Source organism: Pseudomonas sp. FP1762 (genome assembly GCF_030687105.1).
Classification (GTDB): Bacteria; Pseudomonadota; Gammaproteobacteria; order Pseudomonadales; family Pseudomonadaceae; genus Aquipseudomonas; species Aquipseudomonas siliginis.
The window spans coordinates 5,220,967-5,239,709 of record NZ_CP117458.1 but is presented as its reverse complement, the minus strand read 5'-3'; the positions used below and the strand labels follow the sequence as shown (position 1 = coordinate 5,239,709).

The following is an 18,743-nucleotide window of genomic DNA, read 5'->3' as shown; positions in this document are numbered from 1 at the left end:
AGGTATAAAAGATGCGGCAGTTTACCTGATGCATCGGCCCCTGCCCACGCGTTGGTCTTTTTTGGCCGATACGCCGTCAGTTGCGCCGCTCGACGATATACCGCGCCAGCTCGCGCAGCGGCTCGGCGGCCGCGTCAAACGGTCGCAGCGCCTGCAAGGCCTGATCGCGCAGTTCCAGAGCGTAGGCCTTGGCAGCGTCGAGGCCGAGCAGGGCCGGGTAGGTCGGTTTGTCCCGGGCAATGTCGGCGCCCTGACGTTTGCCGAGGGTAGCGGTATCGCTTTCCACGTCGAGGATGTCGTCCTGCACCTGAAAGGCCAGGCCGATGGCCTGTGCATAAGTCTGCAATGCCTGCAGCTGATCAGGCTGGGCGCGGCCGCTGGCCAGGGCACCAAGCTTGACGCTGACCTCAATCAGCGCGCCGGTCTTGTGTCGGTGCATCTGTTCCAGGGCTGTTTGATCGAGCTTGAGACCGACCGAACCGAGATCAATGGCCTGGCCACCGACCATGCCCGCCGGACCGGCTGCGTGGGCCAGCGCTGTGACCATCTGCAGACGGATTTCGCTGCTGCATTCGCTCAGGCGCGGGTCGAGCAGGGCGCTGAAGGCCAGGCTCTGCAAGCCGTCACCGGCGAGAATCGCACAGGCTTCGTCGAATTTCTTGTGGGTCGTCGGCTGGCCGCGACGCAGATCGTCATCGTCCATCGCCGGCAAATCGTCATGCACCAGCGAGTAGGCGTGGATCAACTCGACCGCACAGGCCGCGCCGCTGGCCTGTTCAGCCTTTGCGCCGAGGGCTTCGCACGCCGCGTAAGCCAGCAACGGGCGCACGCGCTTGCCGCCGTTCATCACGCTGTAGCGCATCGCTTCGTAGAGCCGCGCCAGTTCCGGCAGCGGCGCGTTGAACAGCGTTTCCAGCGCCGCGTTGACCCGGGCCTGACTGCTCGCCGAATACGCCGCGATCATTCTGGCTCATCCGCGTCGAAGGGTTCCTCGGCGAGCTCGCCATCGCGCTCCAGCAGCACCTGCACTTTCTGCTCGGCCTGGGCCAGCGCCGCCTGGCAGTCACGGGTCAGCCCGATGCCCTGCTCGAAAGCGGTCAGCGAGTCTTCCAGCGACAATTCACCGTTTTCCAGACGCTCGACCAGTGTTTGCAGGTCGGCGAGGGATTGTTCGAAATCCAGTGCAGCTTTTTTGCGGGCCATGGCGGCAATTTCCGGTAGACGTTAAACCGGCGCGACACTAGCAGATAGGGGGGGTATGGGCAAATGAGACGCCCCACCCAAAGCCGCGCACATGACCCCGTGGCGAGGGGATTTATCCCCGCTGGGTTGCGTAGCAACCCTAAAACCAGACAACCGATACTCTCAGGAAAATCGAAGTCGCCGGTTTTACGACTGCTGCGCAGCCGAGCTGGGATAAATCCCCTCGTCACAAAGTTAATGTGAAGTTTCGGGGCTGAGGCTTATTCGGCTCATTTTATGAGCCGAATAACTTCGCTATTCGGCTCACGCCCTCTCGAAAGCGAGATTCCTACAGCAATCACACATGTATCCGATTGTTAAAAAACTGCCAAATCGCTAATCTTCGCGGCTTCTACGGCCCCGACAGTTGCGGGGCGTTCAGACGAAACGCAGTTCACCGCTGTGAAGTACCGAGGATCGGGTGCAAGGTTTCGTTCAAGGCATGGCAGGAGGCGTCACATGCGTTCATTTCTTTTGCTGCTGATCGGCTTCGCCTGCGCGCCTGTGCTGTGGGCCGCGCCGGCTGCGCAATTGTCCGAGCCGGTCGGCGGCTGGCGTTATCACGGCCTGCTCGATCGCTCGGAAAATTCGCAGGTCGCCTACCCGACGCCGCCGATCGATCGCGGCATTCAGCGCAATCGCACGATGATCCAGGGCCAGCTCAAAGCCCTCGGCCACATGCGTCCGCCGCACAGCCTCGCCGTCAACGGCAATCCATTGAATCTGTACACCGATGATCAGGGACGTTTTGCCCGGCCCTACGCATTTGGCGCCGGTTCCAACAGCGTCGAAGTGATCAGCGCCGAGGGCCAGTCGCTCAAGCGCGTGCAATTTTATGAAGCAAATAATCTGCGCACGCCGGCGCAGATTCGTCTTGTCTTGGGATGGGACGACCCGAAAGCCGAGCTGGATCTGCATATTGTCACCCCCGACGGTCAGCATGCCTTTTGGGCACGGCCGGCGCTGAGCAATGGCGGCGGTCTCGACCCGGATGGCGTCGACGGCCCCGGCCCGGAAATGTTCACCATGACCGCGCCGCTGCACGGCACGTATCTGGTCTACGTCAACTATTGGGGCAACTACGGCGATGGTGGCTATAACTTCGAGGAGACCAGCAATCAGAACGAGGTGATCACTTCGCAGATCACCCTGGTGCTCAACGAAAACACCGTCGACGAAAAACGCGAAACCTTCATCGTGCCCCTGCGGGCGATCGGTGATCTGCTGCTGGTCAAGACCTTCAACTATTAAGCATCCCGCCACGGATGAACTCGGATGTTGTGAACATGAGCGATAACACTGTGACTCCAGCTGCCGCGACACCGGCGGCCAAACCTTCGCGGCGCTGGCCGCTGGTCGTGCTCGGCCTGTGCCTGGTGGCCGGTGTGGCGGGCGGTTTCGGCTGGCTGCTGCTCAAGCCCAAAGCGCCGCCAGCGGCACTGGCCAGTGACAGGCTCGGCCTCGGCCGTCCGGATGCCTTGCTCGAAACCCGTTCACTGAGCCAGTTGCCCAAGGACCTCCTGACGGTGCCGTTTCTCAAGGCCACGCTCACCGAGGATTTCGTCTTCTATTACGAAACTCACGCCGATCGCCTCGGCCTGATCGGCAGCCTGCGCCGGATTATCTACGAGCATGACCTGAAGTTGCAGGACAGCCTGATCGAGCAGCTTTTCGATCAACCGGCCGATGTTGCGCTGTGGCGTGGCGCCGATGGTCGTTTGAAGGATTTCCTGCTGGTGATGGATCGCGGCGGGTTGGCCAAGCTGCTCGAGCCATTGGCGAAAGTGGCGCTGGATGACACCCAGCTCAGCGTCTTCGGCACTCTCAAAGTCGGCAGCGACGAAGTGCCGCTGTATCAACTCAGCTACAACGCCAGCAAATCGCTGCTGTTCGCGTCGCGCGGCGACAAACTGGTGGTGCTGTCCAATCCAGCCAAGTACTACGATCCGGAAAGCGGCGTCTCGGAAGAATCGGGCCGCGTCTCCGCGCAAGCACTGGCGGCGTTGCTCAACGGTGAAAAACTTTTCCCCGAAGCGTTCGGCTTGCCGGCGAAAAGCCCGGAAACCAGGCAGCGTCTGTCGGTCAATTCCAGCGTGCTCGCGATGGGCTATCAGCGCTTCATCCCGAATTTCGCCGGGCTGCGTTTCGACATGGACGACAAGGGCTGGCACAGCTATCTGGCCATGGATGAGCTGGAAAACCAGCCGGACTTCGATTTCAAACCGGTCTGGCAAGCGATGCCGCTGGGGGCGAGCGCTTGCGTGACCCTGCCAGTGGCGGCCGAACCGCAGAAGCCGATATTGATCAAACTCGGCGCTGAAGAAGCGGTGGCGCAGACCCTCACCGAACACGTCGCTGGCGCGGCTGGCCTGTGCTGGTACGCCGATTCGCGGCTGTACACGCCATTGCTGGTCGCCAGCCTCAAAGACGAGGACACCAGCAAGCTTGATGGTGATCTGGGCAAGTTGTTCGGTTCGATGGTCGGCGCGTTCGAAGCCAATGTCGCCGAAAGCGTATTCCCGGTGATCGACAAGCAGGAAGGCCAGAGCCACGTCTGGCAGCGTCAGGTCAGTTCCAGTTTCGGGCCGTACGCGGCGAAGACCGCCGAGAACCCGGAGGCGATTTCCGGCAAGGCGTTCATGAAAGTCAGCCTCGCCCGTCACGGCTCGACGCTGCTGTTTTCCCTCGACGACAAACTCGTCGACAAAGCCCTCGGCACCCTCGACAAGCGCTTCCCGCCGATGGCCGACGTGCTGCCAAAAGACGTATTGATGCCGATCTACTTCGGCCCGGACGCGATGGCGCAACTGATGCAGCGCGAAACCCTCGACAGCCTGCCGCAGGACATGGAGCCGGTGTTCTACAACGCCGCGCAAACCTACCTGATGCCGAAACTGCGCACCCTCGGCGGCTACGGCAAATATGCTCTGACGCTGCCCGAAGGCAGCGAGCCTGACGGCCACTGGCAATGGCTGCCACTGGAATGGAAAGCGCTGTGAGCGCACTGATCCGCAGCCTTGGCCTGCTCGCGCTGTTGCTGAGCGCAGGTGCCCGCGCAGTTGAGGTGCCGGCACTCGATCCGGCGCAATCACAAGTGTTTCGCGCCTGGTTTGTGCGTATTGCTCAAGAGCAATTGAGCCAAGGCCCAAGCCCGCGCTGGTATCAGCAGGACTGCGCCGGCCTGGTGCGCTTTGCCGCCAACGAAGCGCTGAAAGTCCACGACGACAAATGGCTGCGCAGCAATGGTCTGTCCAATCGCTACCTGCCGCCGGAACTGACGCTGAGCAACGAGCAACGCAAGCTCGCGCAACAGTGGCAGCAGGGCGGCGGCAAGGTCGGGCCGTACGTCAACGCGATCAAACTGATTCAGTTCAACAGCCACCTGGTCGGCCGCGATGTGGCGCAGGCGCGGCCCGGCGACCTGATGTTTTTCGATCAGGGCGACGATCAGCACCTGATGATCTGGATGGGCCGCTACATCGCCTATCACACCGGCACCACCACCCCCACTGACAACGGCATGCGTTCGGCAAGCCTGCAGCAACTCATGACATGGAAGGACACCCGATGGATACCCGACGCAGCCAACCCCAACTTCATCGGCGTCTATCGACTGAACTTTCTCTCCCAATGACCGGTGCCCGCATGTTGCGTATCTGTTCGCGAATTTCTTTGCTGTTAGCGTTGTTGCTGCCGTTTACCTGGGTCAACGCCGAAGACTCGGTGGAGCCGAGCAATTACACGCCGGTGGCCGGTGAGAGTTTCTTCCTGCTCGCCGACAGCAGTTTTGCCAGCGACGAGCCGGCGATGGTCCGCCTCGAAGCCCCGGGTCGTGACTACCGGCGCTTTCGCATGGAACCGTACGGCGGCGCCGACATTCGCGTATATCGCATCGACAAGCCGCTGGATTTCCTCAAGCGCCAGAAGAACCTGCACCGCGTCGTCAGTGACGGCCAGTTCAAGGGCGAAGGTTTGTCCAACACTCTCGCGTATCTGTGGGACAACTGGTATCGCAAATCCCGGCGGGTGATGCAGCGTGCGTTCTCTTACGAATCGCGCAAGCAGGTCACCGAAGAAGTGCCGGAACTGAAAATGGGCGAGGCCATGGCCGCGCCGACGCCGTACGACGCGCAGCCGCAATTTGCGCTGATCCCGGGTCTGCCGGTGGTCAGCCAGTTCCGTTATCCACTGTGGCAGGCCAAGCCGATCCAGCCACCGACCGGGGTCAATCTGGCCGGCTCGTCCAGTGACTTCGTCAGCGTCTCGCCGGGCAACGTTTACATTCCGCTGGGTAATCTGAAACCGGGGCTGTATCTGGTCGAAGCGCTGATCGGCAAGTACCGCGCGACCACCATGGTGTTCGTCTCCAACACCGTCGCGGTGAGCAAGATTGCCGGTGATGAACTGCTGGTCTGGGCCGCGCGCAAGCACGAAGGCAGTTCGGTGCCGAAGGTCAATGTGCTGTGGACCGATGGCCTCGGCGTGATGAGCAGCGGTGCTACCGATGCCGACGGTCTGCTGCGCCTGAAACACGTCAGCCCGGAGCGTTCGTTCGTCATCGGCGAGGACGAAGAGGGCGGCGTGTTCGTCTCGGAAAACTTCTACTACGACAGCGAAATCTACGACACCAAACTGTATGCCTTCACCGATCGGCCGCTGTATCGCCCGGGCGATTGGGTGTCGCTGAAAATCGTCGGTCGCGAGTTCAAGAATGCCCGGGATTCGGTGCTGCCGGGTGCGGCGGATGTCAGTGTCAGCGTGCTCGATGCCACGGGGACCGAACTGCAAACCCTCAATCTGAAGCTTGATTCGAAAGCAGGTACCCAGGGTCGTTTCCAGTTGCCGGATAACGCCGTGGCCGGTGGTTACGAGATCCGTTTCAACTACAAGGATCAGGCCTACAGCAGTGCTTTCCGCGTTGCCGAATACATCAAGCCGCACTTCGAAATCTCGCTGAATCTGGCCAAGCAGGATTACCGCACCGGTGAGCCGGTGAAAGGCAGTCTGGTGCTGCTCTATCCCGACGGCAAACCGGTGGCCAATGCAAAATTGAGCCTGAGCCTGCGCGCCCAGCAATTGTCGATGGTCGACAACGAGCTGCAATACCTCGGGCAATTCCCGGTGGAATTGACCAGCACCGAACTGACCACCGACAGCAAGGGCAACGCGACCCTCGATTTGCCGGCAGCCGATAAACCGAGCCGCTACATGCTCACCGTGTTCGCCAGCGATGGCGCGGCGTATCGGGTCAAGACCACCAAGGAAATCCTCATCGACCGTGGCGCGGCAAGTTTTCGCTTGAGCGCGCCGCAACGCTTCAGTGCAGTCGGTGAAAAGGTTGCGTTCAGCTACGCCAACGAGGGCGGCACCGAGCAAAGCAAAGCGGTGACCCCAAGCACGTATGGTTGGGTGCGTCTGGAAGATCAGAGCACCGGCGAAGGCAAACTCGCCGCAACGGATAAAGGCTTCAGCCTCGCCTTCGAACGTCCGGGCACCTACAACCTGACGCTGAAGGATCAACACGGTCGCGTCCTCGGCGCCACCGGCCATTCGGTCACCGGCGACGGTGTGAAAGCGGTGCCGGGCACGGTGGAAATCGTCCTCGACAAGCCCGAGTACAAGGCGGGCGAAGAAGCGCTGGCGCTGATCACCTTCCCTGAGCCGGTCAGCGACGCGCTGCTGTCGCTGGAGCGCGACAAGGTCGAGGCCACTGCGCTGCTGGCCAAGGGCGGCGACTGGCTGAAACTGGAAAAACTCAGCGACACCCAATACCGCGCGCGCATTGCGGTGAAAGACAGCTTCGCGCCGAACCTGACCTTCTCCGTGCTCTACACCAAGGGCGGTCAGTACAGCTTTCAGAACGCCGGGATCAAAGTGGTCGCGCCGCAAATCGACGTGGCGATCAGCACCGACAAAGCGGTGTACCTGCCGGGCGATACGGTCACGGTCGACCTGACCACGCAGTTCGCCGGCAAAGCGGTTCCGGCACACTTGACGGTCAGCGTGGTCGACGAAATGGTCTACGCGCTGCAACCGGAAGTCGCGCCGAGCATCGACCAGTTCTTCTATCACCCTCGGCGCAACAACGTGCGCACCAGTGCCAGCCTGTCATTCATCAGCTACGACGTGGCATTGCCGGGTAGCCCCGGCGCCCCGGGTAAAGCCAATCGCAGCGAACGCGGCGTGAAGGTGCTTGAGCGTCCGCGCCGTGAAGACGTCGACACTGCTGCGTGGCAGCCGGAGCTGTTGACCGGCGACGACGGCAAAACCCGCTTCACCTTCAAGATGCCGGACTCGCTGACCCGCTGGCGCATCACCGCTCGGGCGATTGCCGATGACGGTCAGGTCGGGCAGAAGAAGCAGTTTGTCCGTTCGGAAAAACCGCTGTACCTGAAGTGGAGCGGGCCGAGCAGATTCCGCAAGGGCGATCAGCCGCAACTGGGTGTGTTCGCTTTCAGTCAGGCGGAGAAACCGGTCAAGGCTGAACTGGTGACTCACTATGCCGGTACCGAACAACGTCTGCCGGTGACTCTGAACAGCGGCATCAATTACCTGCCACTGCCGGCGTTCGCTTTGGCCTCTGGCGAGTGGACGGCGGAGTTGGTGCAGGACGGCAAAGTCGCCGATGCCCTGGCTGTGCGCTTGAGTGCCACCGGTGAAGGCTGGCAAGTCACGCAAACGCAAAGTCTCGATGTGGTCAGCGGCGATACACCCTTGAGTTTGCCGGCGGATGCCACGGATATTCGCCTGCGTCTGGATGACAGTCCGCAAGCGCTGTTCCGTTCCGCCCTCGATGATCTGCTCGGCTACCCGTACGGCGGCGTCGAGCAAACGGCCAGTCGCTTGCTGCCGCTGAGCATCGCTTATCCATCGCTGGCGTCGAACCCGCAGATTCGCGATCGCTTGCGCCTGATCATGCAGAACAGCCGTCTGCGTCTGGTGCAAATGGCCGGGCCGTCGGCGAGCTTCACCTGGTGGGGCTACGACGGCGAGCCGGATGCATTTCTCACCGCCTATGCCTATTACGCTGACTGGAATGCCAGCCGCGTACTCGACCTGACCCTGCCGCCGGAGCACTGGCAGCGCGTACTCGAGGTGTACGCCAAGCAAGCGCCGAATACGCCATTGCTGCAGCGGGCGCTGATTCTGTCGTTCGCTAAACAGATGCAGTTGCCAGTGAACACGCTGCTCAGCGGTTTGATCGACGACCTGGTCAAGGCCGGTGAAGGCGGTGCCGAAACCTTGCTCGACGACGGCCAGGACAGTCTGGTGATGAACGACCCGGATTCGGCACTTGGTCTGGCGACGGCGCGGGTACTCACTGCATCGTTGGCCACGCAGGCGAAAGTTGCTTTGCCGGAGGCGTTCAATCGGCAACTGGGCGCAGCGCAACAACGTCTGGCCGTCAGCTCGCAGCCCTTCGTTGAAGCACTGAACCTGTCGCTGCAACCGTTTGATCAGGCCCGTGCGACGGCGTTGTTGCAACGCCTGTTGCCGCAGCAATCGACGCTGGAACGTGCACTGGCGCTGACCTGGCTGCAACGCAGCATCGCTCAGGCCTCACCGACCATCGCGCTGATGCCGGGTGAGGGCTGGAAGAAAAACTACGGCGCCAGCGGCGAGATGTACTGGACATGGCAAGGCGCGACGCCTTTGCCGAACGTACTGAGCGTGTCCGGCACGCAAGAGCGGCCGTTGCGTGCAGCGCTGAGCTTCCAGACTCAACAGCCGCAGGTCGATCCGATGGCCGTGTCCATCACCCGGCGTCTGTCGCGGCTGGTGCCGGGCGACGAGGCGTTTACCTTCAAACTCGAGCCGGTCGGTACTAAACCGTTGTCCAGCGACAGCCTGTACCTGGACGAGGTGATCCTCACCAGCAAAGCGCCGAAACCGCTGCGCTACGGCATGCTTGAAGTGCCGCTGCCACCGGGCGCGGATGTCGAGCGCACGACGTGGGGCATCAAATTGCAGGGCAAGGACGGCACCGAACCGACCGCGCTGGAGAAGGCGCGCTTCGAACCGGGTCAGTTGGCTTACGCGGTGCCGGTTGATGCGCTGAGTGGCGAATTGCGCCTGCGCCATCTGGTGCGCTTCTCGCAGAAGGGCCAGTTCAACCTGCCGCCGGTACGCTTCAAGCAGGTGTATGCGCCGCAGCATCAGGCCCAGGAGGCGAAAGCCGCCCTCGGTCAGGTCACGGTCAACTGACATGCGCCGGCCGCTGTTGTGGCTGCTGATGGGTGTGATGCCTGCGCTGGCGACAGCGCAGGATGAGCCGTTGCGCGTGGCCTATCAGGGCGAGTTGTTGTCGTTGAGTCAGACGCAACTGATCAAGCGCGAACCGTTGCCAGCGTCGCTGGATGCGCCGCTGGGCAGTCTGTGGAAGTTGTTCGTCTACGCCTGGCTGGTGGATACCGGTGCGCGGGAGCCGGCTTATGAATGTCGCGGGCAGTCCAAAGAAGAAGTTTATTGCTGCTCGGCGGGCGGCAAGATCGAGCGGGATCAGGCACTGGTGAAATCCTGCGGTCTGTATTTCGACCCCGCGCGGTTGGGCATTGCAGAGACGGATTGGCGAGCGTATTGGCAGGCGCGGCAGGCACCGTCGTGGTTGCTGGATTTGCCAGCCGTGCAACCGGCAACAAGGGTTTCGGTTGCCGAGTTATTGAGCGTTCTGGCATTGCTGCCAGCGCAGGATCAGACGCGCCGCGTGCTGCTCGATGTCGTGCTGAACGCGGCGGACGGCAATGTCGTCGGCGAGTTGGGCGGGCGCCTGCGGGTGAAAACCTGGAGTTGGCTCGGCGACCAGGATGCACAATCGCGGCAAGGTGGATTCGCCGGTTGGACCGCCGACGGCACACCGATCTGGGCGGGTGGACGCGGTACCAGTCAAATGGTTCTGCGGCACTACGCTCAGGCGCTGGCCAGCGTGTTGCCGACGGCGTGGCCAGCGGACGCAGGGCGTTGTGTGGAAGTCGGGCTGTTCTCGAAATACCCGGTTTCGAAAGTTCTGGCCGGCGATCGTGTTGCCACGTCCGGGCCATTGCGCGGCGACTATCGCGTCGAATTCGCCAACGGCAACACGCTGGACATCCACAGCGACGGCGAATTGTTTCTGCTCAACGACAAACTCGTCGCAAGGCTTGATCGCGAAGAATATGTCGCCCGCGTTCTTGAGCGCGAAGCCAAACCGCAACCCGCCGAAGCCGCCAAGGCGCTAGCCGTAGCGATCCGCACTTATCTGCTGCAAAACGCCACACGCAACGGCGATTGCCTGAGCATCGACGACAGCAGCAATCGCCAGCGCGTCGCCCCGCGTCCAGCCTCGGCCGAGTCACGCAACATCGCGGCGTGGACGGCGGATCTGGTACTTGCCGGCAGCACCGTCACCTATCACTCCGACCAGCCCGGCCCGGACAAACTCGCTTGGCAGCAAGCCGTCGAGCAAGCGAACGCCCGCCAGCGCTACGACGCGATTCTGCTGCACGCCTATCCACGCGCCAGCCTCAGCCGCTGGGACAACCCGGTCGCCTGCTGCGAAGCATTACCCGCCGCGCAAGACTGGCTGCAAAAGCAGCGACGCGGCTGGCGTCCGAGGCTCGAAAGCGAAACCGGCTACAACGAAGTCAGTACTTTCGCCGTATGCAAACTTGCCTTCGGCCGGCCCTTCGTCGACCGCGAACGCCAGCGCATATACGTGCGCGGCGTGCTGAGCCTGCAGGATCGCCTCGATCTGACCCACGAATATCTGCACCTGGCCTTCGAAGCACACCCCAACGGCCAGGATGAAACCTACATCGAAGGGCTCGCCCGTCACCTTTTGCTGGAATAGACCATGACACTCCGTTATCCACAGGTCTTGCTGCTGCTCTGTGCCCTCAACGTGCTGCCGCAAGCGTTCGCCGCCGATGGCGTCAAACTCGACACCCCGGTGGGCGGCTGGCGCAGCGGCGCACCGCAAGGCGAGGGCGAGAGCTTTCGCCAGACTGTCAACTACCCGGCCTCGTCGGTCAACACACCGCTTGGCCAGGCCAATACCGCCAGAATCAGCGGCCAGATCAAAGCCGTGCCGAAGAACAACGAACCCGGGCGCCTGATCGTCAACGGCGTCAGCATGCCACTGAAAATCGACCCCGCCGGCGGCTTCGATCGCCCGTTCTCCTTCCCCAACGGCAGCAACAGCGTCGAAGTGCGCAGCGCCGACGGCCAGCAACGCCACCGCACGCAATTCCTCAACGCCCGCGGCGGCTCCACCCCGGCCAAACTGCGCGTCCTGCTGGCCTGGGACAGCGACGGCACCGACCTCGACCTGCACCTGATCACCCCCGACGGCGCCCACATCTGGTACGGCAACCGCAGCGCCGCCAACGGCGCCGCCCTCGACGTCGACGTCACCACCGGCTACGGCCCGGAAATCGCCGCCATGGCCGCGCCGATCAAGGGGCAGTATCTGGTGTATGTGAATTATTACGGCGGTGGATATCGCGGAGATGACGAAGGTGGGGATGAAGCGGTTCAGGCGCTGACCACGGCGCAGGTGACGGTGATTACTGAAGAAGGCACGCCGAGCGAGAAGATGGAGACGTTTGTAGTGCCGATGCGGACGGCGGGGGAATTGACGCTGGTGAAGTCGTTCAGTTATCCGTGAGGGGAATTTGTCCAACGGGTTGTTGGACAAATTCAGCAACTGTAGCTGGGCGCTCGAACAGCTTACAGATCAGCCAGACTGACCTGCATTCGCTGAGGAGCGGCGAGGCGCTCGTGAACGATGGCGGCAAGTTCGTCATCTTCTTCACTGGCCAACTTATCTTCGGCAGGCGGCTCGCCTCGTTCGGCGGCGCGCTTCAGCGCGTCCTCAATGGGGAATGAGGTTTTGGGCATTTGGTGTTTCCTGCGATATTTGGCGGGACGGTAACCAGTGCATTGGGCGCTATACAAGCTGGAATGCAATTTCAGCAATGGATATGGTTTGTTGCAGGCATTAAAAAGCCGGCTTGTGGCCGGCTTCTCGGGGACTGGCTTGGTTTATTTTTGGTAAACCGCGCCAGCCTTCAAAACGTACATCCGGATCTGCGTCCGGCTGTGGGACTTGGTCAGACGTTGGTCTGCCGCGTCGGGCGTCATTCGAGCCGCTGGGCGGGTCGATGCGCGAATGTGGGGCGCAGGATACTGAGTTTTGCTTTGGATTCCCAGTCTCAAGTGCGGTTTAGAGCGACTGAAGCGCTACAAACTCCGGATTTGTACCGGTTGTCAGGGCCTTTTCGCGGGCAAGCCCGCTCCCACAGGTTCTGGCAAACAATCACAGAAACGGCACCACCGGCCGGCGCTTGCCCAGTGTTGACCACCAGAACACCCAGCCAAGAATATGAATCCGCTGCTCTTCGATCTGCGCCGGCCGGAAGACCTCGTCGGGGTATTCGGCGCTGTTGTGGCTGCGCATGCGCAGGCCGTTGCCGGGCATGCGGTGCAGGTATTTGATGCGCAGCATGCCGTCGTGCTCTACGGCGTAGATTTCGCCGTCGACGACCTGGGTCAGGCCGCGGTCGATGGCGACGATGGAGCCGTCTTCGATGCGATCGGCCATGCTGTTGCCGATCATGTGCGCGCAGATGGCGTTGGCGTGCTGGATGTCGAGTTGATCGAGGTGGGCGCGGGGCAGGCGCAGGGATTGGTCGGGGTCGAGGATGACGTGGGTTTTACCGTCGCCGTTGGCGATCGGGGTTTCCTTGAAAAATGCCAGGTCGATGTCGCTGGGGTTGATGACGGTGTAGACGCCGCAGATGGCCTGGGCATCGAACGTGTCGCCATTGCTGGCGGGTGGGTGCAGGCGCGCGACCTCCTTGACGCCTTCCCCGGTTTTCAGCCATTCACTATTGACCGACAACAGGCGTGAGACTTCTTCCATGCGATACGCCGGGACGCCCCGGGTGTACCAGTTATGAACGTTTTGGGCTTCCGTGCCCCAGAACCTTGCGAAATCCGTGGTGCTGATGTTCGCTGCTTCCAGGAGTGCCTTGAATCGTGGACCGCTAGTGTTCTTTCTCATAAACACGGAGTCTACGGCCGGACTAGAGCGGTTTGAATAAACCGGGCGTTCAAAAAAAGCCTGTATTTTGCGACGGGATGTAAGACGTACTTGTGGGAAATTAAACAGATTAAAACTGCATGTAGGAATTTAAACGGTTTGTTTAGTCGGGCTTTTTCAAGAGCCCCTCACCCCAACCCTCTCCCGGAGGGAGAGGGGGCCGACCAAGGTGTATTTCGAGTTACATCGACCTGTACAACCGAGTCGATTATGCAGACGCCAATAACAAAAAACCCCGGAAATCCGGGGTTTTTTTCAAGCGTCACGCAAGGCGCAATTGCTTAGCCCTTGTAGGCGGCAACCGACTTGGTGATCGCTTCGCGGGCGGCGTCTGCACCGGCCCAGCCTTCGATCTTGACCCACTTGCCCTTCTCGAGATCCTTGTAGTTCGCGAAGAAGTGCTCGATCTGCTGGATCAGCAGGGGTGGCAGGTCGGTGTATTCCTTCACATCGACGTACAGCTGCGACAGCTTGTCGTGTGGCACGGCGATGACTTTGGCATCGCCGCCGCCGTCGTCGGTCATGTTCAGGATGCCGACCGGACGGGCGCGGATTACCGAGCCTGGAGCAACCGGGTAAGGAGTCACGACCAGCACGTCGAGGGGATCACCGTCGTCAGCCAGGGTGTTCGGGATGTAACCGTAGTTGGCCGGGTAGAACATTGGGGTGGCCATGAAACGGTCAACGAACAGGCAATCGCTGTCTTTGTCGATTTCGTATTTGATCGGCGCGTGGTTGGCCGGGATCTCGATCGCGACGTAGATGTCGTTCGGCAGGTCTTTGCCAGCCGGAATCTTGCTGTAGCTCATTGGGCGTTGCCCCCGTAGTTGACCAAAAACACTTGGCCGGATTGACCAAAAAGTGGCGGCGATTATAGGCACATTCCTACGCCGACGCCACGTACCAGAAGTCGTGCAGAGCTCAGTCGTGCGCCTGATAGACCGGGTCTGTGGCCTGAAGTTGCCGCAGTCTGCCCAACGGATCCTGCCGGTAGAAAAGCTGCAGTTGCAAGTAGACCTGTGGATAAGCCTCGTGCAGCAGATCCGGGGCGCTGAAGAAGTATTCGCTGGCGACGGCGAAGAACTCTGCCGGGTTCTCGGCGGCGTAGGGATCGATGGCGGTTTCGGCGTCTGGATCGTGGTCGAGTTGGCGGTTGAGGTCGTCGTAAGCGGCCTGCATCACTTTGGCCCAGTCGCTGACGCGCATGTCGGCGTGCAGTGGCGGCAGGCCGTTGGCGTCGCCGTTGAGCATATCGAGCTTGTGCGCCAGTTCGTGGATCACCAGGTTGTAGCCTTCCCAGCCACCGCTGGCCTGTACGCCGGGCCAGGCGAGAATCACCGGCCCCTGCTGCCAGGCTTCACCGCTGTGCTCGCCGTCCCACTCATGCTCGACGCCGCTGGCATCGCGATGGCGTTGCGGGCTGAGGAAGTCATCCGGGTACAGCACGATCTCGTGGAAACCCTGGTACCAGTTCAGATCGCCGAGGTGCAGCAACGGCAACTGCGCCTGGGCGGCGAGCAGCAGGCGTTGCTCCTGATGCAGTTCGACACCGGGCAGGGCGGTCAGGTGTTTGTCGTCGAGAAACAGCACGCAGGCTTCGCGCAACCACTGGTCTTCAGCAGCGCTGATGCCATCGAGGAAGGAGAGTTGATGGCGCACCCGTTGCCACAGGTCGTCGGCAATCGGGTGCCTGGCCAAGAGGCGCCGGCGTCGCCAGGCGCTCAGTGACCACATCGGATCAGTGCGATTGCACTTTGGTGCCGCCGAACCGGCTGCGCACCACGCCGATGATCATCGGCACCAGCGACAGCAGAATGATTGCCACCACCAGCAGCGAGAGGTTTTTCTTGATGAACGGCACGTTGCCGAAGAAGTAACCCAGAGTGACCAGACCGCCGACCCAGAGGATGGTGCCGAGCACGCTGAAGCCGAAGAAACGCGGGTACGGCATCCGCGCCACGCCCGCGACGAACGGCGCGAAGGTGCGGATGATCGGCAGGAAACGCGCCATGGTCACGGTCTTGCCGCCGTGCTTGTCGTAGAAGTCGTGGGTTTTTTGCAGGTAATCGCGACGGAAGATTTTCGAGTTCGGGTTGCTGAACAGCTTCTCCCCGGCCGTACGTCCGATCACGTAGTTGGTACTGTCGCCCATGATCGCCGCCAGCATCAGCAGGCCACCGAGCAGCACCGGATCCATGCCGCCGCCGGCCGCCACTGCGCCAGCGATGAACAGCAGCGAGTCACCCGGCAGGAACGGCATCACCACGAGCCCGGTTTCACAGAAGATCACCATAAACAGGATGGCGTAGATCCATGGCCCATAGTTGTTCACCAGCAAATCGAGATACACATCGAGATGCAGGATAAGGTCGAGCGGGTTGAAATCCATGGGGGCACCTGTATGACGGCCCGACTCGGCAGGCCTGTGCGGATGACTTCGTGTAAGCCTACAGCGGGGTGTAGTTTTTCTTACAAGCCGGAAAGATCGGGATTATACGGTCTGAGCGATGAAAAGCGCGTCGGTTTTGTAGCGGGGAGTGTCGCGAAGTGAGCAATTGTCAGGGAAAAGGTGGCCGTGGCGAGGGAGCGAACTCCCTCATCACCGAAGCCGTTGGAGTCAGAGCTCGTCGCTGATCGGCAGTACGTAGTTCTTGAACTCGGTGTCTTCCTTGAAGCCGATCGATTCGTAGGTTTTCTGCGCCACTTCGTTGTTCGCGCTGGTCGAGACGCGCATGCGCACGGCCTGGGTTTCCTTGGCCATTTTCTTTGCGGTGCGGATCAGGTTGTCAGCGACCAGTTGCCGGCGCGCATCTTCGGCAACGTAGATATCGTTGAGAATCCACACGCGTTTGAGCGACAACGAAGAGAAGCTCGGATAGAGCTGGCAGAAACCCATGAGTTTCTTGTCGTCATCGTCGGCCAGGGCCAGATAGATTACCGACTCTTTGCGGCGCAAGCGCTTTTCGAGGAACGCGCGGGAGGAATCCGGGTAAGGCAGGGAGCCGTAGAACTCGCGATATTTGACGAACAAAGGAGTCAGCAAATCCAGATGTTCGAGGGTCGCTTGAATAATCCGCATGATAGGTCTCGTCTTCAAGTGGCTGTCTTCAACTGCTCTGACGGCGATGGGAAACCCGGGCGGCCGTGCGTCGATCCTGCCTGAAAGCAGCGCAGAAAGGCAATGCGGAAACGGTTCAGGCTGGCGGTGGATCGAGCAGGAAGTTGCCTTTCATGTCGACAGCGTCGTCCGCCTCCAATGTGTGCAGCTGAGCTTCATCCTTCAGGTTGACCCCCGACAGCTGGCGCCTACAGGCCTCGCGCATCAGATACAGCAACCGATGCGCCGCCATGCCGTAGCTCAAACCTTCAAGCCGGACATTGGAAATGCAATTACGATAGGCGTCGGTGAGGCCGACCTTCGGCGCGTAGGTGAAATACAGCCCGAGGCTGTCCGGCGAACTCAAACCCGGGCGCTCGCCGATCAGCATCACCACCATTTTCGCCCCGAGCAGCTGGCCGATCTCGTCACCGATGGCGACGCGGCCCTGTTCCACCAGCACCACCGGCGCCACGGACCAGCCGTCGCCGCTCATCTGTTCTTCCAGGCGTGTCAGGAACGGCAGGGTGTGGCGATGCACCGCCAGTGCCGACAGGCCATCCGCGACGACCATCACCAGATCGACGCCGCCCGGGTGTTCGCTGGCGTAGTCGCGCAAGGTCTGCGCCGATTCATCGCTGAGCTTGCGCCCCAGATCCGGGCGTTGCAGATAGGTGTGTCGGTCCGGCGCGGCGCTTTGCAGCGCCAGGGTTTCCCGCCCGCGGTCGCTCAGTTGTGCGCTGATTTCGCTGTGATCGAAGGCCAGATGCACGGCATCACGGGCTTGGGCGTGGGCAAACTGAAAATCCAGCTGCGCCCGCGTCGGCAGACTGGTGCCGGTTCGGCCCAGGGCAATCCGCGCCGGGGTCAGGCGGCGCAGTTCCAGCCAGGGGTTTTGCGGATCGACCGGTGGTTTTTCCATAAGACTCATCCCAAGTGCGCCAAGGCCTGGCGGAAGGCCGGCGGCAGGTTGTTGCCGAAGCGAACCTTGCCGTCCGCCTGGGTGAAGATGCCCATGTTGGCCAGCCATTGCTCGAACTCCGGCGCCGGTTTCAGGCCCAGGGTCTGGCGGGCGTACAAGGCGTCGTGAAACGAAGTGGTCTGGTAATTGAGCATGATGTCGTCGGAGCCGGGGATGCCCATGATGAAGTTGATCCCGGCGACGCCGAGCAACGTCAGCAGGGTGTCCATGTCGTCCTGATCGGCTTCGGCGTGGTTGGTGTAGCAGATGTCGCAGCCCATCGGCACGCCGAGCAGCTTGCCGCAGAAGTGATCTTCAAGGCCGGCGCGGATGATCTGCTTGCCGTTGTAGAGGTACTCCGGGCCGATAAATCCTACGACGGTGTTCACCAGGAACGGCTTGAAATGTCGCGCCACGGCGTAGGCCCGTGTCTCGCAAGTCTGTTGATCTATGCCGTGGTGGGCGTTGGCCGACAGCGCGCTGCCCTGACCGGTTTCGAAATACATCAGGTTCTGCCCGAGTGTGCCGCGCTTGAGACTCAGGCCGGCGTCGTAGCCTTCCTGCAACACGTTGAGGTTGATGCCGAAACTGGCGTTGGCCGCCTCAGTGCCGGCAATCGACTGGAACACCAGATCCAGCGGCACGCCACGGTTGATCGCCTCGATCGAGGTGGTGACGTGGGTCAGCACGCAGGCTTGAGTCGGGATGTCGTAGCGCTGGATGATTGCGTCGAGCATTTCTAGCATCGCGCAGATCGAAGCGATGCTGTCGGTGGCCGGGTTGACCCCGATCATTGCGTCACCGTTGCCGTAGAGCAGGCCGTCGAGAATGCTCGCGGCGATGCCGGACGGCTCGTCGGTAGGGTGGTTGGGTTGCAGGCGGGTCGACAGGCGCCCGCGTAAACCGAGGGTGCCGCGAAATTGGGTGACCACGCGGATTTTCTGCGCGACCAGCACCAGATCCTGTACACGCATGATCTTCGACACGGCGGCGACCATTTCCGGGGTCAAACCGGGGGCGAGGGCGCGCAGGCTGGTTTCGTCCGCCGCGTCACTCAGCAGCCAGTCGCGAAAGCCGCCAACGGTGAGGTGACTGACCACGGCGAAGGCTTGTTTGTCGTGGGTGTCGATGATCAGCCGGGTGACTTCGTCGACTTCGTAGGGGATCAGCGCTTCCTGCAGGAAGTGGGTGAGCGGGATGTCCGCCAGGGCCATTTGCGCGGCCACCCGTTCGCCGTCGTTGAGCGCGGCGATCTCGGCGAGAAAATCCCCCGAGCGGGCGGGGCTGGCCTTGGCCATGACGTCTTTGAGGCTGTCGAAGCGGTAAGTCTGCGCGCCGACCGTGTGAGCAAAACTGGCCATTCA

At 61.5% G+C, this 18,743-nt stretch carries 16 protein-coding genes; 6 read left to right on the top strand and 10 right to left on the bottom strand.

Annotated features, from left to right (window positions below):
* Positions 1–76: 76 nt before the first annotated feature.
* Together ispA and PSH90_RS23375 are read right to left on the bottom strand one after the other, a co-directional pair.
* Entirely contained in the window at positions 77–964 is an 888-nt protein-coding gene (ispA, locus tag PSH90_RS23380) for a (2E,6E)-farnesyl diphosphate synthase (protein ID WP_252886863.1), read from the bottom strand.
* Positions 961–1,203 (bottom strand): exodeoxyribonuclease VII small subunit, encoded by a 243-nt coding sequence (locus PSH90_RS23375; protein ID WP_016772991.1) that lies wholly within the window; start codon positions 1,201–1,203, stop codon positions 961–963. The genes ispA and PSH90_RS23375 overlap by 4 nt, the downstream gene beginning before the upstream one ends.
* A gap of 498 nt (positions 1,204–1,701) precedes the next feature.
* Between PSH90_RS23375 and PSH90_RS23370 the strand changes: the two genes are divergently transcribed.
* The 6 genes from PSH90_RS23370 to PSH90_RS23345 are packed head-to-tail and all read left to right on the top strand — an operon-like array spanning position 1,702 to position 11,884.
* Positions 1,702–2,493, top strand: a complete 792-nt coding sequence (locus tag PSH90_RS23370; protein ID WP_252878968.1) for a YfaP family protein — start codon at positions 1,702–1,704, stop codon at positions 2,491–2,493.
* A 35-nt stretch (positions 2,494–2,528) separates the two neighbouring features.
* Positions 2,529–4,241, top strand: coding sequence for a DUF2138 domain-containing protein (locus PSH90_RS23365; protein WP_305381611.1), 1,713 nt, complete (start codon positions 2,529–2,531; stop codon positions 4,239–4,241).
* The gene (locus PSH90_RS23360; protein WP_305383149.1) at positions 4,226–4,876 is read left to right on the top strand and encodes a DUF1175 domain-containing protein; all 651 of its coding nucleotides are present in this window, start codon (positions 4,226–4,228) and stop codon (positions 4,874–4,876) included. Before PSH90_RS23365 ends, PSH90_RS23360 begins: the two co-directional genes overlap by 16 nt.
* Entirely contained in the window at positions 4,873–9,447 is a 4,575-nt protein-coding gene (locus PSH90_RS23355; RefSeq protein WP_305381610.1) for an alpha-2-macroglobulin, read from the top strand. The genes PSH90_RS23360 and PSH90_RS23355 overlap by 4 nt, the downstream gene beginning before the upstream one ends.
* A 1-nt stretch (position 9,448) precedes the next feature.
* The gene (locus PSH90_RS23350; protein ID WP_305381608.1) at positions 9,449–11,068 is read left to right on the top strand and encodes a DUF2300 domain-containing protein; all 1,620 of its coding nucleotides are present in this window, start codon (positions 9,449–9,451) and stop codon (positions 11,066–11,068) included.
* A gap of 3 nt (positions 11,069–11,071) precedes the next feature.
* Positions 11,072–11,884, top strand: coding sequence for a YfaP family protein (locus tag PSH90_RS23345; protein ID WP_095181917.1), 813 nt, complete (start codon positions 11,072–11,074; stop codon positions 11,882–11,884).
* Between the two features lie 62 nt (positions 11,885–11,946).
* On the opposite strand, the gene PSH90_RS23340 is transcribed toward PSH90_RS23345, so the two are convergent.
* The 8 genes from PSH90_RS23340 to PSH90_RS23305 all read right to left on the bottom strand — a co-directional run bounded on the left by PSH90_RS23340 (position 11,947) and on the right by PSH90_RS23305 (position 18,740).
* Positions 11,947–12,117 carry a hypothetical protein gene (locus tag PSH90_RS23340; protein WP_016772997.1) on the bottom strand — a complete coding sequence of 57 codons (171 nt, stop codon included), beginning with the start codon at positions 12,115–12,117 and terminating at the stop codon, positions 11,947–11,949.
* Between the two features lie 418 nt (positions 12,118–12,535).
* Positions 12,536–13,282, bottom strand: coding sequence for a S24 family peptidase (locus PSH90_RS23335; protein WP_041477707.1), 747 nt, complete (start codon positions 13,280–13,282; stop codon positions 12,536–12,538).
* Positions 13,283–13,602: 320 nt separating this feature from the next.
* On the bottom strand, positions 13,603–14,130 hold the full coding sequence (gene ppa / locus PSH90_RS23330) for an inorganic diphosphatase (protein ID WP_003205933.1): 528 nt from the start codon (positions 14,128–14,130) through the stop codon (positions 13,603–13,605).
* 112 nt (positions 14,131–14,242) lie between these two features.
* Entirely contained in the window at positions 14,243–15,055 is an 813-nt protein-coding gene (locus PSH90_RS23325) for a zinc-dependent peptidase (RefSeq protein ID WP_056790687.1), read from the bottom strand.
* A 4-nt stretch (positions 15,056–15,059) separates the two neighbouring features.
* On the bottom strand, positions 15,060–15,710 hold the full coding sequence (locus PSH90_RS23320; protein ID WP_095181915.1) for a DedA family protein: 651 nt from the start codon (positions 15,708–15,710) through the stop codon (positions 15,060–15,062).
* 228 nt (positions 15,711–15,938) lie between these two features.
* Positions 15,939–16,400 (bottom strand): N-acetyltransferase, encoded by a 462-nt coding sequence (locus tag PSH90_RS23315; RefSeq protein ID WP_016773002.1) that lies wholly within the window; start codon positions 16,398–16,400, stop codon positions 15,939–15,941.
* Positions 16,401–16,515: 115 nt separating this feature from the next.
* Positions 16,516–17,340 (bottom strand): ethanolamine ammonia-lyase subunit EutC, encoded by an 825-nt coding sequence (gene eutC / locus PSH90_RS23310; RefSeq protein WP_305381606.1) that lies wholly within the window; start codon positions 17,338–17,340, stop codon positions 16,516–16,518.
* A gap of 5 nt (positions 17,341–17,345) precedes the next feature.
* A complete protein-coding gene (locus PSH90_RS23305) occupies positions 17,346–18,740 on the bottom strand; it encodes an ethanolamine ammonia-lyase subunit EutB (RefSeq protein ID WP_252886857.1) in 1,395 nt (464 codons plus the stop codon).
* Between the last annotated feature and the right edge of the window lie 3 nt (positions 18,741–18,743).

What these genes read in the sequence shown, in the direction of transcription:
- ispA (WP_252886863.1), bottom strand. Translation starts at nt 964, where the DNA reads ATGATCGCGGCGTATTCGGCGAGCAGTCAGGCCCGGGTCAACGCGGCG.
- PSH90_RS23355 (WP_305381610.1), top strand. Translation starts at nt 4,873, where the DNA reads ATGACCGGTGCCCGCATGTTGCGTATCTGTTCGCGAATTTCTTTGCTG.
- PSH90_RS23305 (WP_252886857.1), bottom strand. Translation starts at nt 18,740, where the DNA reads ATGGCCAGTTTTGCTCACACGGTCGGCGCGCAGACTTACCGCTTCGAC.
- PSH90_RS23350 (WP_305381608.1), top strand. Translation starts at nt 9,449, where the DNA reads ATGCGCCGGCCGCTGTTGTGGCTGCTGATGGGTGTGATGCCTGCGCTG.
- PSH90_RS23320 (WP_095181915.1), bottom strand. Translation starts at nt 15,710, where the DNA reads ATGGATTTCAACCCGCTCGACCTTATCCTGCATCTCGATGTGTATCTC.
- PSH90_RS23315 (WP_016773002.1), bottom strand. Translation starts at nt 16,400, where the DNA reads ATGCGGATTATTCAAGCGACCCTCGAACATCTGGATTTGCTGACTCCT.
- PSH90_RS23365 (WP_305381611.1), top strand. Translation starts at nt 2,529, where the DNA reads ATGAGCGATAACACTGTGACTCCAGCTGCCGCGACACCGGCGGCCAAA.
- PSH90_RS23345 (WP_095181917.1), top strand. Translation starts at nt 11,072, where the DNA reads ATGACACTCCGTTATCCACAGGTCTTGCTGCTGCTCTGTGCCCTCAAC.
- eutC (WP_305381606.1), bottom strand. Translation starts at nt 17,340, where the DNA reads ATGGAAAAACCACCGGTCGATCCGCAAAACCCCTGGCTGGAACTGCGC.
- ppa (WP_003205933.1), bottom strand. Translation starts at nt 14,130, where the DNA reads ATGAGCTACAGCAAGATTCCGGCTGGCAAAGACCTGCCGAACGACATC.
- PSH90_RS23335 (WP_041477707.1), bottom strand. Translation starts at nt 13,282, where the DNA reads ATGAGAAAGAACACTAGCGGTCCACGATTCAAGGCACTCCTGGAAGCA.
- PSH90_RS23375 (WP_016772991.1), bottom strand. Translation starts at nt 1,203, where the DNA reads ATGGCCCGCAAAAAAGCTGCACTGGATTTCGAACAATCCCTCGCCGAC.
- PSH90_RS23325 (WP_056790687.1), bottom strand. Translation starts at nt 15,055, where the DNA reads ATGTGGTCACTGAGCGCCTGGCGACGCCGGCGCCTCTTGGCCAGGCAC.
- PSH90_RS23370 (WP_252878968.1), top strand. Translation starts at nt 1,702, where the DNA reads ATGCGTTCATTTCTTTTGCTGCTGATCGGCTTCGCCTGCGCGCCTGTG.
- PSH90_RS23360 (WP_305383149.1), top strand. Translation starts at nt 4,226, where the DNA reads ATGGAAAGCGCTGTGAGCGCACTGATCCGCAGCCTTGGCCTGCTCGCG.
- PSH90_RS23340 (WP_016772997.1), bottom strand. Translation starts at nt 12,117, where the DNA reads ATGCCCAAAACCTCATTCCCCATTGAGGACGCGCTGAAGCGCGCCGCC.